Origin of the sequence: Treponema sp. B152 (assembly GCF_024181665.1) — a bacterium.
GTDB classification, from domain to species: Bacteria; Spirochaetota; Spirochaetia; order Treponematales; family Treponemataceae; genus Treponema_B; species Treponema_B denticola.
The window spans coordinates 1,562,951-1,577,507 of the sequence record NZ_CP058668.1 but is presented as its reverse complement, the minus strand read 5'-3'; the positions used below and the strand labels follow the sequence as shown (position 1 = coordinate 1,577,507).

Annotated in this window: 12 protein-coding genes and 1 rRNA gene; 12 read left to right on the top strand and 1 reads right to left on the bottom strand. The window is 36.5% G+C overall.

Translation table 11 applies throughout. The features are described from left to right. Positions 1–91 precede the first annotated feature (91 nt). A 5S ribosomal RNA gene (rrf, locus tag HYB91_RS07325) occupies positions 92–203 on the top strand. A 211-nt stretch (positions 204–414) separates the two neighbouring features. After that, entirely contained in the window at positions 415–2,985 is a 2,571-nt protein-coding gene (locus HYB91_RS07320; RefSeq protein ID WP_002677678.1) for a DUF2339 domain-containing protein, read from the top strand. 37 nt (positions 2,986–3,022) lie between these two features. Here the strand turns inward: HYB91_RS07320 and HYB91_RS07315 are convergent, their stop codons facing one another. Further along, positions 3,023–5,080: a prolyl oligopeptidase family serine peptidase gene (locus HYB91_RS07315; protein WP_002677680.1), complete on the bottom strand. Its 2,058-nt coding sequence runs from the start codon at positions 5,078–5,080 to the stop codon at positions 3,023–3,025. A 194-nt stretch (positions 5,081–5,274) separates the two neighbouring features. On the opposite strand from HYB91_RS07315, the gene mraZ reads away from it, so the two are divergent. The 10 genes from mraZ to HYB91_RS07265 are packed head-to-tail and all read left to right on the top strand — an operon-like array spanning position 5,275 to position 14,557. Further along, positions 5,275–5,709, top strand: coding sequence for a division/cell wall cluster transcriptional repressor MraZ (gene mraZ / locus HYB91_RS07310; RefSeq protein ID WP_002671688.1), 435 nt, complete (start codon positions 5,275–5,277; stop codon positions 5,707–5,709). Positions 5,710–5,714: 5 nt separating this feature from the next. Then, positions 5,715–6,662 (top strand): 16S rRNA (cytosine(1402)-N(4))-methyltransferase RsmH, encoded by a 948-nt coding sequence (gene rsmH, locus HYB91_RS07305; RefSeq protein ID WP_002677682.1) that lies wholly within the window; start codon positions 5,715–5,717, stop codon positions 6,660–6,662. 1 nt (position 6,663) lies between these two features. Further along, positions 6,664–6,948, top strand: coding sequence for an FtsB/FtsL family cell division protein (locus HYB91_RS07300; RefSeq protein ID WP_002668438.1), 285 nt, complete (start codon positions 6,664–6,666; stop codon positions 6,946–6,948). Further along, entirely contained in the window at positions 6,941–8,371 is a 1,431-nt protein-coding gene (gene murF / locus HYB91_RS07295; protein WP_002677683.1) for a UDP-N-acetylmuramoyl-tripeptide--D-alanyl-D-alanine ligase, read from the top strand. The genes HYB91_RS07300 and murF overlap by 8 nt, the downstream gene beginning before the upstream one ends. Next, a complete protein-coding gene (gene ftsW / locus HYB91_RS07290) occupies positions 8,372–9,505 on the top strand; it encodes a putative lipid II flippase FtsW (RefSeq protein ID WP_002677685.1) in 1,134 nt (377 codons plus the stop codon). It abuts the gene before it with no gap. Beyond that, positions 9,506–10,363, top strand: a complete 858-nt coding sequence (locus tag HYB91_RS07285) for a cell division protein FtsQ/DivIB (protein ID WP_002668441.1) — start codon at positions 9,506–9,508, stop codon at positions 10,361–10,363. Continuing rightward, on the top strand, positions 10,356–11,600 hold the full coding sequence (ftsA, locus tag HYB91_RS07280) for a cell division protein FtsA (protein ID WP_002677687.1): 1,245 nt from the start codon (positions 10,356–10,358) through the stop codon (positions 11,598–11,600). Before HYB91_RS07285 ends, ftsA begins: the two co-directional genes overlap by 8 nt. 25 nt (positions 11,601–11,625) lie before the next feature. After that, positions 11,626–12,909, top strand: coding sequence for a cell division protein FtsZ (gene ftsZ, locus HYB91_RS07275; RefSeq protein ID WP_002677689.1), 1,284 nt, complete (start codon positions 11,626–11,628; stop codon positions 12,907–12,909). Between the two features lie 14 nt (positions 12,910–12,923). After that, the gene (locus HYB91_RS07270) at positions 12,924–13,838 is read left to right on the top strand and encodes a site-specific tyrosine recombinase (protein ID WP_044909847.1); all 915 of its coding nucleotides are present in this window, start codon (positions 12,924–12,926) and stop codon (positions 13,836–13,838) included. Then, positions 13,835–14,557, top strand: coding sequence for a tetratricopeptide repeat protein (locus HYB91_RS07265; protein ID WP_002677690.1), 723 nt, complete (start codon positions 13,835–13,837; stop codon positions 14,555–14,557). Before HYB91_RS07270 ends, HYB91_RS07265 begins: the two co-directional genes overlap by 4 nt.

Below are 14,557 nucleotides of genomic sequence, written 5' to 3'. Positions count from 1 at the left end.
AATAAAAAAAATTAACTTTTCTTCTTCGTTCTCTTTTTTAGTACACTTAAAACTTATTTTAAGTTTTAAGTCCTTAATTTGTTTATTATTGCCAGGTGGCCATAGTGGAGAGGTAATACCCGTTCCCATCCCGAACACGGAAGTCAAGCTCTCTTACGCCGATGATACTGCTGATCAAGTGGGAAAGTAGGATGCTGCCTGGCTTTTTTTATTCGTGCGGAGGCTTTAATACCCCGATGCTCTGCGTCGTAACAAAGGGTATTAAAGCCGACTGTAACCACCTTATGAGAACATACAGTGCGAAACATTGAGCACTGTACCCCGATGCTTCGTGTCGGGGTTGTTGATTCCTTGCTTTATTTTTTAAAAAATGATATTATCTAACTCTTATGTCTTTAAGACTGGAGTTAGGTTATGGTATTAGTTCTTGTAATTGTAATTGCTCTTATATTATATATTCTTATATTTCCTATCAAAAATGCTTTTAAAATAAAAAAGCAAGAAGAAGAAATTATTCATTTAAAAAGTAAACTTTCGGATTTGGAATTTAAATTTCAAGTATATTCTAATGTTTCTCCTGAAACTGAGGCTTCTATCCCCGTCAATGAAAAGGCGGAAGCTGTAAATGCAGAGCCTGAGGCTCAAGTATGGATTAAGGCCGGAGAAGGTTCTAAAAATGAAGATAATACAAATAATTCGTTTGTTAAGGAATCTGTTAATGATGCGGCAAAAGAAGATTTAAAGCAAGAAGGAATTAAAGAAAAACATGCGGCTTTTTCTCCGTATTTTAAGAAATTATTTTCAATAGAATCTATTATAAGCAAGCTGGGGATTATCCTTCTTTTGATAGGGGTGGGCTTTATCTTTAAATTAAGCTATGACAAGGGATATATAACGCAAGAGGTCGCCTTGATTATAGGCGGTTTGATTGGTGCTGCTCTTTGCTTTTTCGGCTTTAGGACCTCGGCGAAATCGCGGCTTGTGTTAAGTCAGGTTCTATTTGGGGGAGGTATAGCCGTCTTTTATATTACTGCCTACGCAGCCTATTTAAGGTACGGTATTTTAGGGGATTTTTCCGCCTTTATATTTTTAAGCTTGATTACGGCTTTTTCTTACACCCTTTCAATTATGACCACATCTTCATCAATATCCATAATCGGCTTGCTTGGTTCCCTTATAATACCCTTTGCCGTGGATCTAGGTTTTTTAGGTTTGACTGGCTTTGGGCTCTATGTATTCGCCGTTTCAACCCTTTCATCGGCGGTTTATTTTTTTAAGCGATGGAGGCTTTTGCAGTTTATCTCGCTGATTTCATTTTTAGGAATTTTAACCCGTCTTTTACTTACCACGGCTTTGAATGTCGATGATGCGGTTCTGTTTTTCGGCCTTGTTCTTTTATTGATGACCGTTCATACCATTCCGGATCTTTATTTTTATTTAAAAGATGATGAAAAGAAAAGAGATAAAATTCTGTCTCCTGCTTTTGCCGTTTTAAATTTAGGCTTTTCCTTATTTTTAACATATAAACTTTCGGTTTATAAATTTGCACCTCAAAGCAGTACCTATCTTATTTTTTCATTTTTTTACATAGTTTTAGCCTATCTTGCTTTCCGGAAAAAAAGAATGGATAATTTGGGGCTTATCTACCTTGCAGGGACATTGGTTTCGCTTTATGTAACTGTAGTGGACAGGTTTACATACGATATTCAGCCCGTCCTTATATTAAGTATGGCCTTTTTAGGATTTTGGCTTTTCCGCAAAAAAGAAGAATTAAAAGTTTTTATTTTGCTTCACATTCTTTTTGCTGCAGCTTATATAATGGCGATAATTTCACTTGGACGGGATTTTGACAATCTTACGCCGCTCTTCTTTTTCCTTCAAGGAGCTTTTTATCTTGTTCCGATGGGCTTATCGGTTTTTGTACAAAAAGAAAAATTTAAAAAGGCTTATCAAGGATTTGTTTTTCAAGCCTATATTTTTATATTTTTGATCTTCAGTTTGTATAAACTTGATATAAAGAGGACGGAAATTTTTGCTCAAGGCCTTACGCTTATCCTCATAGTTGTTTATAACCTTATGCATCATAAACTTAAAAAAGGATGGTTCTATGAGCGGGCGGTAGATGCAGGAATTTTTATTTTATTTTTATTTTCGTTTGCAGACACTTTAAATTGTTTTTTTAAATGGAACCGCTCTTATGTATATCTTTTTCTTGGAATTGAAGCAGTTTTAAGTTTTGCCGTTTACGGTCTTTCTCTAATAAAAGAAAAAACTGAAAATGCCCGATTTTTTTACAGACTTTGCTTTTTTATTTTAATGTTGAAAATTCTACTCTTCGATTTTTCTATTGCAGCAGAGCAGTTTAGATACGGAATTTTACTTTCGGGTCTTTTTATTTTAGCCTTGGATAAATTTTATAAAAATAAGCTTAATAAAGATAAGGTAAGTTTAAATGTCGGCCGGATATTTTTGATTACCGTTGCATTTCTTTATTACATATTTGTTTACAGCCATATGCCGTATCAGGATGCAATCCTCATTAAAATTTGGAATATAGATGTTCTTTCGGTTGTAATAAATATTTTAAATGCCCTTATATTGATTGCTTTTTTTAAGATACTAAAACTGCCTCAAATTCTTTACTTTGCAGTTATCAGTCTTATCTTTGTTTTTTTGAGCTTTGTGGATATTTATCTCCCCGTAAAAAACGGAGGCATTTTAACCCTTCTTTGGGCTTTTTATTCTATAGCTTCCTTTGTTTATTATTTGCGGAAGGGAAGGGCTAAGATGGTTTATATTTCGCTTGGGCTGATAATCTTTGTTGCGGCAAAGCTGATTATTATTGACTTAAATACTTTGAATATTTTATCGAAGGTTATTACATCCTTGGTTTTTGGCGTCGCCCTTCTTTTGCTGAGTTATGCAATTCAGCCTATGTTAAAAAAGTTCGGGAAAACTGAAATTGAAAAAACTGAAGAAAGTTAGAGAGCCCTAAAAAAAATTAAAGGCTCTCTTGATCGGTTTAGATTATATGACCGGTTTGCTTAAAGATAAAGGCGTAGATATCCGCCGTTTCTTCTATTATCTTTGCAGTGGGTTTGCCGGCTCCGTGGCCCGCTTTTTCGGTTATACGGATGAGGATAGGGTTTTCTCCCTTGTAAGTGTCATGCAGAGCTTGGGCATACTTAAAGGAGTGTGCAGGAACAACCCTGTCGTCATGGTCTCCCGTACATACCATAATGGAAGGATAATTGATGCCTTTTTTTACGTTATGGAGGGGAGAGTAAGCATAAAGATATTCAAACATCTCCTTACTGTCCTCGCTGCTTCCGTATTCATCGACCCAAGCCCAGCCTATGGTAAAATGCTGGTAGCGGAGCATGTCCAAGACTCCAACCTGAGGGATTGCAACGGCAAAAAGATCGGGGCGTTGGTTTGTTACGGCTCCTATTAAAAGGCCTCCGTTTGAGCCTCCTTGAATTGCAAGTTTTTTGCTTGAAGTATATTTGTGTTCTATCAAATATTCTCCTGCTGCAATAAAATCGTCGAAGACGTTTTGTTTTTTCATCTTTTTTCCGGCTGAGTGCCATGCTTCTCCGTATTCAAGGCCGCCGCGTAAATTTACGCAGACAAAGATGCCGCCTTTTTCCAAAAAGGCCATTCTGGCTGCAGAAAAGGCGGGCGGAAGAGAAATAGCAAAGCCTCCGTACCCATACATAATCGTAGGGTTACTTCCATCGAGTTTAATATCTTTTTTTGAAACAATGTGCATAGGAATTTTTGTTCCGTCCTTGCTCTTAAAAAAGACCTGTTCGCATTTAAAATCTCCTGTGTTGATTGGAATGGCAGGAACAAAAAAGTCGGTTAAACTGTTTGTTTTTATATCATAGCGTATGATTTTGTTGGGAGTTGTATAAGAGGTAAAATTGAAAAATAAAGAGTCTTCATTTTTTCGTGTTCCTGAAAAAGAAATACTTCCATTTGCAGGCAGATTTATTTTTGTGCTATTTTTTCCGTCAAGGCCGCAGATAAAGGCCTCATCCTGAACATCCCTCAAGTAAACCGTAAGAAGTTTTCCTCCGCAAAGGGCCGCGCTTGATAAAAGGCAGTCTTTTTGAGGGATTACTTCATCTATGGACTTTTCACTTATATTGTTTAAAGATGTCTTTACAACTCGGTAAAATGGAGCTTGTTTATTGGTTAATAAATATAAAAAGCCGTTTTCGGTTTCAAGGGGCCAGACACTGTCATTAAAATGAGTGTTGTATTGTTTAAAGCAGTGTGAACATTTAGGAAGGCCTTCGCTTAGATCCGCAACAAAGAGCATATTGCCCTCACTTCCGACTTCAAAAGCAGTAAGAAGGAGGGTTTTCTCGTCTTCAGTTGTGCTTGCGGAAAAAGAGCGCAGGGGATGCTCCTTGTCCTCAAAAATAAGAAGGTCATCGCTTTCTTTTGTTCCAAGTTTATGATACTTGAGCTTTTGGAATTCATTTTTTTCGGTTAAAGATTTTCCTTTATCGGGAGCATCGTATGAGCTGTAAAAAAAACCGTCCTTATACCATGCAATATTGGAAAATTTTACCCAGTGGATGTGTTCTCCCGTATCGGCTTTTTTTTCGGCATCAAAGACAAAGATTTCTTCCCAGTCGGAGCCGCTTCCCGATACGGAGTAGGCCATGTATTTTCCATCCTTGGAAAAGGCAAGATTTTTTAAGGCCGTAGTTCCGTCCGAGCTTAGCTTATTCGGATCAAAAAAGACTTCAGGAGAGCTTTCCGCCTTTGTGTTTCCGCTTTGGCGGCACATAATGCTTTGATTTTGTAAACCTTCCGTTCTAAAAAAATAATAGAAATTTCCTGCCTTAAAAAGGCCTGAACGTTTTTCATAATCCCAAATTTCTTCGAGCCGTTTTTTTAGCTCTCCTCTGAAAGAGATTTTGGATAAAAAATCTTCGGTTTTTTTATTTTCTTCTTTAACCCAAGCTATGACTTCGGGTGCATTATCGTCTTCAAGCCATCGGTACGGATCAGGAACGATGGTTCCAAAATAATTGTCGGAAACATCCGATTTTTTATATTGCATAATCTTCTCCTATAAAAACGTTAAAATCTTGATAAATAATAGAAGAAAGTACGTTTTTTTTCAAGTAGTTTAAAAAAAATACTAAAAAAAACAAAAAAAATACACTTTTCCGATATAAACCGCTTGACATTCTAATTTTTTATGATAAAATGGGGTTAAGTGGGAGAAAGTAGTAAAAAGTGGGTAATTTTGCAATGACCGGAGAATATAAGAATACTCTTGACGAAAAAGGAAGAATTATGTTTCCGGCTAAAATTCGTGCAGAATTACCCGATTCAAATTTGGTTATTACAAGAGGTGTAGGTAACTGTCTTTGGATTTTTACTGCGGATAAATGGAAAAAGTTTTCGGATGAGATTATGAAGAAAACTTCCCTATTTAAAGCTCAATCCTTGTTGGTTATGAGGCGCTTAATTGCTCCGGCACAAGAAGTTGAAGTTGATAAAAACGGCCGTATATCTATTCCCCAGAGCCTCCGCGAGTGTGCAGGGCTCGAAAAAGACTGCATTATTTTAGGTCTCGGTAAATGCTTTGAATTGTGGGACCTAAAGCAATATGAAAAATATTTAAAGGAGAGTGAGCCGGATTTTTCTGAAGCTGCCGAAGCTTTGGGTGAAATAGGTTTTTAGGTCTTATGCAGCCAGTCCATACATCGGTCTTGCTTGAGGAATGTCTCGAATTCTTAAAACCCGATGCTTCCGATAATCTTTTTGTAGACGGAACATTGGGAGAAGGCGGACATACTGAAGCTTTTTTAAAAAGATATCCTCAACTGAATGCAATAGGCGTTGATGCCGATGTTTCTATTCAAGAACGGGCAAAAGAAAGGTTAAAACCCTTCGGTGAACGCATCCGGTTTCACTTAGGCTGGTCCGATGAGTTTTTTAAAAATTACCCGAAAGACTCTGCTCCTCCAAATTTAATTCTTTTGGATTTGGGAATATCCATGTTTCATTATGTAAAATCGGGGAGGGGGTTTTCTTTTTCTTCTGACGAACCATTGGATATGAGGCTTAATCCTGAGCTTAGGCTAAGTGCCGCCGATATTGTCAATTCTTATAACGAAAAAGATTTGGCGGATTTGATTTTTAATTACGGCGAGGAGCGTTACTCAAGAAAGATAGCTTCCCGTATAGTTGAGCAAAGGGCTGCGGCCGCTTTTAGTAATGCAAAAGAATTGGCTGATTGTATTTACAAGGCTGTTCCTCAAAATTACAGGCATGGAAAAATTCATCCTGCAACAAAAACGTTTCAAGCTCTTAGAATTGCCGTGAACGGAGAGCTTGATAGGCTGCCCCGTCTTTTGGAGGCTTCTTTTTCGGTTTTGGCTCCTAACGGACGGCTTGGAGTTATTACTTTTCATTCTCTTGAGGATAGAATTGTAAAGTTCTATTTTAAAGAATTAGGGAAAAGCTGTACCTGTCCCGAAAATATGCCGATATGTAAGTGCGGGGGCAGGCCTAGAGCTGAGGTTTTAACAAAAAAAGCCGTTAAGGCTTCTGATGAGGAAATAAGGCTTAATCCTCCGTCGAGGAGTGCACGCCTTAGGGTTGTGCGTAAAATTGATTATCGGGAGAGTTAAAATGAAAAAAATACTTGCTGTGCTTTTCACATTGTTTATTCCTCTTTTTTTATTTGCGGTGGTTTTGCAGTCTTCGCGTTATACAAGTGTTGAAAGGGATTTGGCTGATTATAATAAGGAACAGTCTAAGATTATTGATGAAAATAAAAAGAAAATTTCCGGTATTTCTATTTTATCGAAGCCTGAGCGTATTGAAAGAATTGCCGTTGAAGAATTAAAAATGAGAAAAGCTTTGTCGGCCGAGATTTTGAGGGTTTCAATTTCAAAGGAGAATAAGGATGGTTAGAGAAAACTTAAGCAAGAATTTAGACTATTCTCTTATGACTCTTGATGAATTGCTTACAAGTACCGGTGCATGGCTTGTTTATGAATCGAATTCCTCTAAAGCTTTTTCTTCTGTAGTAATAGACAGCCGTAATGTAAAAAATAATTCTCTTTTTATTCCTTTACGAGGTGAAAATCAAGACGGGCATATTTATATAGAGTCTGCTTTAAAGAATGGAGCTAATTTTTTTGTTGTTGACTTTGATTATCTTGACGAAAATGAAACTGCATTGTTGTCATTGTGTAAAAACTATGATGCTTCATGCGTTGCCGTAAAAAATAATTTAAAAGCTTTGCAGGATGCTGCAAGATATTATTTATCAAAGTTCCCCAATCTTTATAAGATAGGTATTACGGGATCGAGCGGTAAAACAACTACAAAAGAAATTTTGACTTCGATATATTCTAAAAAATATAATACCGTATCGACAAAGGGTAATTTAAATTCCGAAACAGGCTTACCTCTTTCCGTTTTTGAAGTACGGCCCGAACATGAAGCCGGAATATTTGAGCTTGGCATGAACCGTAAGGGGGAAATAGCCGAAATAGCAAGCGTTCTTTTACCAAACGCCGCTATAATTACAAACATAGGAACTGCCCATATCGGTATTCTCGGCACAAAGCAGGCAATTGCTGAGGAAAAAAAAGAAATTTTTTCATTTTTTGATGATGATTCTTTAGGCTTTATTCCTGAATGTGAATTTACGGATTTCTTAAAAGATATTCCTCATGGTTCGGTTTTTACCGTATCGGATAATGATTCTTCATTGGTACAAAAGGTTGAAGATGCCGGTGTATTAGGTTCTAAAATTTTTTATAAAGGAGAAGAAATTTTATTCCCATTACCCGGAGTGTATAATGTAAAAAATGCTCTTTTATGTATAGCCTTGGCGGAAAAAAAAGGTTTTTCGGCTAAGGAAATTAAATCTGGTTTAGAAGCCGTGCGGCCTCTGTTTGGTAGATCGCAGGTCTTGCACGGCTTTGTAACCTATTTTTTGGATTGCTATAATGCAAATCCCGACTCGATGAAAAGTGCAATAGAGTTTTGCGATTCTATAAATACCGAATGTGCAAAACATTATGTTTTGGCATCTATGCTTGAGCTAGGGTCTGAATCCGAATATGAACATAAAAAAATAATTGAAGATGCATTAAAATCAAATGCCGATAATTTATACTTTTTTGGAGATGATATTTGTTCCGCTTTTGAAGGTTTGAACGTTTCTTCTTCAAAAAAAATATATAAGTTTAAAACAAATCAATTCGATGCATTAAAAGAACAGCTTAAAGAAAATTTGTCTAAAGATGATTTTGTTTTATTAAAAGGTTCAAGATCAATGGAACTTGAAAGACTGGAATCCGTTTTAAAAGAAGGGGAGATTTAAATGGTGAAACATATTATTGCAAAGAAAAATATTCACTCTGAAAAGTATGACTTTGTTTTTGCAATGTCGGTTCTTCTCCTTTTCGGTGTCGGCTTTGCGACCTTGTATTCGGGTTCTATTCATTATGCTCAACGTTTTTTTGACAATCATCTTTATTTTGTCGGTAAGCAAATAAAGCATTTTATTGCAGGTATCATTGCAATGACGTTTTTTCTCTTTGTAGATTTTTCTACAATAAGAAAAATGCTGCCTTTTATTATGCTTGCAACTTTTATTTTTTGCCTGCTTCCGTTTATTCCCGGAATCGGAGAAGAAAGAAACGGTGCTTCCCGATGGATAAATATTGCAGGTTTTATGTTTCAGCCTTCGGAGCTTTTAAAGCTTTCTTTAATTTTATTTTTAGCTAATTTTTTCGACAAGAAAAACGGTAATTATGATCAGCCTTTAGTTTCGATTATTACGCCTTTTGTTATAATATCTTTGTTTGCTTTTTTGGTATATTTGGAAAATGACTTTTCTTCTTCGATGTTTATCTTTTTTATAGCCGGTTTGATGTTCTTTATAGCAGGTGTTCCGATATTATGGTTTATTAAAGGATTTGTAAGTTTTGCACCAATCTTTATTTTGATGATTATAACAAAAGAATATAGAATGGAAAGAGTTCTATCTTTTTTGGATCCTTCAAGGAGTCCTTTAGATTCAGGTTTTCAAATACAGGCTGCTCTTAATGCATTGACAAGCGGTGGAGTTTGGGGGCAAGGATTAGGAAATGGTCTGCGTAAAATAGCAAGTGTACCTGAAATATATTCCGATTTTATATTTGTTGTATGGGCTGAGGAAATGGGATTTATAGGTGTTGTGTTTTATATTGCATTACTTGCCTTTTTTGCATTTTTCGGCTATAGGATAGCTTTTGGTTGTAGGAGCAGATTCGGTGCTTATGTAGCTTTTGGGGCTGTAAGTTGTATACTATCTCAGTCACTGGTAAATTGTGCTGTTGTTTCAAAAATGATTCCGGCCACAGGAATACCCCTTCCTTTTTTTTCATCGGGAGGATCATCATTGGTAGTTACGTTTTCTTTATGCGGTCTAATTTTAAATGCATCAGGATATGTGAATAAAAAGGAGAAATAGATGGCTGATATTTTGTATACTTGGAAAAAAAATGAATATTTGAATGATGCATATGTTAAAGAAAAAGTTATTAATGATAATAAATCATCAAAGCTTAAATCGGCAGTAGTTAGATTTCTTATTATTAGTTTTGTCTTGCTCTTATTGGGAGAGATTATTTATTATGCAATAATTTTACCCTATAGTTCTATAGCAGCAGTAAATATTTCGGGTTGTTCCGATTTAAGTTCGATAGAAGTAAAAAAACTAGCAGGAATCGAAAGTAATACTAAATGGCTTTCTATAGATTCCTCTGAGATTTCTAAAAAACTTGTATCATATCCCGGAATTGCATCCGTTACCGTAGAAAAGAAATTTCCCGATAAGGTTTCAATTAAAATAGTTGAAAGAAAGGCTGTTGCTTTGGCTTTTACCGAAGTTGAAGGAAGAACCGTTCCAATGGAAATTGACGGTTATGGCGTGGTTTTTAGGATAGGTTCTCCTATTATTAAATCAAATTTGCCTATTATTACAGGGCTTACATTTAAAAGTCCTCGTGAAGGTATGCAGGTTAACGAAAAACTTTCTCAGCTTTTTGTTCAGTTGGATATTTTACAAAAAAAACATCCCGTTTTATTAAATGAAATATCGGAAATAAAAATTCAACCTAAAAAATATGGAGGTTATGATTTGATTCTCTATCCTGTAAAGAGCAGATTATCGGTTATAACCAATAAATTTTTGACGGAAGAATCTTTACAATATATGATCCTTATTCTGGATGTAGTTAAGGATATAAATTTAGAAAAAAATATTATTGGAATTGATCTACGTGGTGCTAATGCCGTTTATATAAAAAGAGAGGCTAAAGATGAGTGATGATATAATCGTAGGTTTGGATATAGGAAGTAAAAATATTCGAGTTGTTGTTGCCGAAAAAAATGACGAAGGGCATTTACAGATAACGGGTATCGGTATGAGTGAATCGACGGGCATACATCGGGGTATTGTCACTAATATTGAGAATACCGTTCAGGGTATAAATAAGGCTGTTGATGAGGCTGAGGTTATGTCCGGTGTAGATATTTCCCATTGTACTGTCGGCTTGGGCGGAGTTCATATAGAGGGAGTCAACTCTAAGGGTGTTTTTCCTATAAGAGACAAGGGTAAAAATAATAAGGAAATCGACCGCTCCGATATAGATGCAGTAATTAATTCTGCACAGGCTGTTGAGTTTACAGGAGATAGAGAAATAATTCATGTTGTACCTCAGTCTTATACGGTAGATAGGCAGCGTGGAATCAAAGATCCGCTAAATATGATAGGTACAAGACTTGAAGCCGAGGTTCATTTAATAACGGGTGTAGCAACCTCTATGAAAAATATTCCCAACTGTGTCCAAAGAGCCGATTTAAATATAGACGGCTTAATGCATAACGGTTTGGCGGATGTAAGAGCTGTTATGACAAATGATGAACAAGAGCTTGGTTCAATTTTAATAGATATCGGAGCAGGCACTACCGATATAGTTGTTATGCAAAACGGAGGACCTGTAATTACGGCCTCATTACCTGTAGGCGGAATACAGGTTACCAATGATCTTGCAATAGTAAAAAGTATTCCGTTTGATACGGCGGAAAAAATAAAAATATCAAGCGGATGCTGCTGGATGCCTTTTGTTGAAAGAGATGAGCAGGTTTTAATTCCGGCTTTTGGAGGTAGGGGGCCTGAAGAAATTTATAGAAGTGAGATTTGCGAAATATTGCAAGCCCGCATGGCTGAAATTTTTGTAATGGTAAAAAATAAGGTGGATGACCTTACGCAAGGTTCCCGCCTTGGCGGTTCTGTTATAATATGCGGAGGCGGCGCCTTGCTAAACGGTACAACGGAATTAGCTGATGAAATATTCGGTATGCAATCTGCCAGACTGGGAATTCCTTCAACTATAGGAGGAGTTGTAGGGCGATATCGAAGCCCGGAGTTCGCTACGGTGTTGGGATTAATATTGCATAGATTAGATGATCAAAATAAAATAGGTAAGGTTTCAAGTTCCAGAAAAGAAAATTCGGGGCTTGTTGTTTCAAAAATAAAAAATTTTATAAAAGAATTATTTTAAAATTGCATACGGGAGGGTTATTGGTATGTTATATGAAGTAATGGAAGACAAGGTAAATAACGAGGTTGTCGATGCAGGTACTCCGGCTATAATAAAAGTTATAGGCGCCGGAGGAGGCGGTTCAAATGCCGTAAACAGGATGATGTCCAGCAATATGAGGTATGTTGACTTTATAGTTGCAAATACCGATTTACAGGCTTTACGTCATTCAAATGCTCCTTTAAAATTACCTATAGGAACAAAGATTACCAAGGGCTTGGGTTCAGGAGGAGACCCTGAAATAGGAGAGCAGGCTGCAATCGAAGATCGAGAAATAATTGCAAATGCAATAAAAGATGCAGACATGCTTTTTATAACGGCAGGCATGGGCGGGGGCACAGGTACCGGCTCAGCTCCGATTATTGCCGAAATTGCTAAGGAGCAGGGGATTTTAACCGTTGCCGTAGTTACAAAGCCGTTTGCATTTGAAGGCCGTAAAAGAATGAGCCTTGCAGAAGAAGGAATAAAGAAATTAAGAGAATCCGTAGACACAGTAATTACTATTCCTAATCAGCACTTATTGAATATGGTAGATCCTTCAACTCCTGTTGTGGAAGCTTTTAAAAAGGCTGATGATGTTTTGCGTCAGGCTGTTCAAGGCATATCTGATTTAATTTACCAACATGGAGAAATTAATGTCGATCTAGCCGATGTTAAAGCCGTAATGAAAGCGCAGGGTAATGCTCATATGGGTGTAGGTATAGGCGAAGGACAAAATAGGGCCGTTGATGCTGCAACAAATGCGCTTAACAATCCTTTACTTGAAGAAGCCAGAGTTGAAGGTGCTAAAAATCTTTTGGTAAATATTTGCGGAAGCGAAAAACTAACCATGTATGAGCTTTCTGAGATTATGGATATCATTAATGCCGGAGCAGATCCTGATGTGGCTACTTTTTTCGGTGCAACCATCGATCCTTCCGTAGAAAACAAAGTTGTTGTTACGCTTATCGCAACAGGTTTTAGATCAAACGATAAGTTTCCTATTGATGATGCAGCATCTAACAGGAAGCCTGTTCGTGATAATGTAGAAAACTTGGTATTTACAGATGATTCTTTTATGACCTCAAGAGAGTGGACTAAGGTTAATAAAACAACGCCTCCTACCCTTTCCGGGCTTGGATTAAGAAATAGGAGTGAGGCATCTTCCGAAAAACATTATGAAGATATCTATGTTGCAGAAAGAAAGCCTTCTTTTAGCTCTATTGTTCCGCCTATGGAAAGTGATTTGGAAACTCCTGCATATTACAGAAATCAAAATGTTTTAAGGTAAGGGAGGGAAATAAACTGACAAAGATACAGCTTCGGGCTTTTTACGGATTTTTAATTTCAGCAGAATCTCATTCCAAAGCAACAGCTCAAACCTATATTAATACTTTGCAATTATTTCAAGAGCATATGTCCGATAGTTTAATTGAAAATGCAACGGAAGCCGACTGTATTGATTTTATTTTGCATAGATCCGAGTCCGGAATTATGGCTAAAACCATAGCCAAGGATATTGCAGCTCTTAATTCCTTTTTTAGATTTTTAATTATCGAAGGAGTTAGAAAAGATAATCCGAGTGAGAGTATCGAAAGACCAAAAAGGGAAAAGACCTTGCCCAGAGTTTTATCTCCGGATGAAGTAGACAGCCTTTTTGCTGCAATTCCTTTGGATTCGCCTAATAATATAAGAGACAGAGCTTTATTTGAGCTTATTTATTCTGCAGGTCTTAGAGTCAGCGAGATTGTTAATTTAAAAATGGAAGATATTTTTTATGATGAAGATTTAATTAAGGTTACGGGAAAGGGCAATAAAGAAAGAATTGTTCCTTTCGGCAGTGCCGCCAAGTATTGGCTTAAGCAATATATACTTGAAGCCCGTACCGAACTATTAAAACCTAAGCATCCTGAAAATACTTTGATTTCAGGTTCCGTATTTTTAAATAACAGAGGAGCTGTTTTAACCAGAAAGGGAATTTGGAAAAGAATAAATGAACTTTCAAATTTTTCCGGTATTGAGACTAAGGTTCATACTTTAAGACATTCTTATGCTACGCATTTACTTGCCGGAGGAGCGGATTTGAGATCTGTTCAATGTCTTTTGGGGCATTCCGATATTTCTACAACTCAAGTTTATACGCATATCGAGGATAAGTCGTTACAAATGTATCATAATAAATTTTTTGATACTAAAAAGTTAGAGCGAGGTATAAAATGAAAAAAAGATTTTGTTCCGTAATAGCTATTTTGTCACTGATTTTTATATTGGAAAGTTGTAATAAGGTTACAAGTATTCGTAGACTTCAAGAATTGGAGGAAGGTGTCAGCAATCCGAATACGGAGGCCGAATTAAAAGATGCTATAAGAAAATATGAAAAAAGAGTTGACGATATAATGATTGCAGAAGAAAGGATAGGTATTTGGTATAAAATACTCGGATCAAGATATATGGATCAAAAAATGTATAAAAAAGCATTAAAAGCTTTTCAATCTGCATTGGAGTATTATCCGGAGAATCAAAATTTATTTTATCAGGCCGGTCTTGCTGCAAGTTTAACGGCAAAAAATTCTTTAGATTTTGAATTGACCGGAACCGACATCGAGAAAAAAAGATATTTTGATCTTGCCGTTTCCGCTTATAAGCGTGCTCTTGAAATAGATCCTAAACATGCAAAGGCTGTTTATGCTCTATCGGTATTGTACATATTCGAATTAAATCGTCCTGCCGAAGCAATTCCTATTTTAGAAAAAATTACCGAATGGGAAAAGAAACCTATAGATCATTTATTTTTACTTGGGGCTGCTTATTATATGACAGGTGAAAATGAAAAAGCTATTGCCGTTTATGAGCGCATTATCGAAATTTCAAGCAGCGCAGAAAAAAAAGCAAAAGCGGAAAGCAATATTAGGGAGATTAGGAGTTCGGGAGGAAGATAG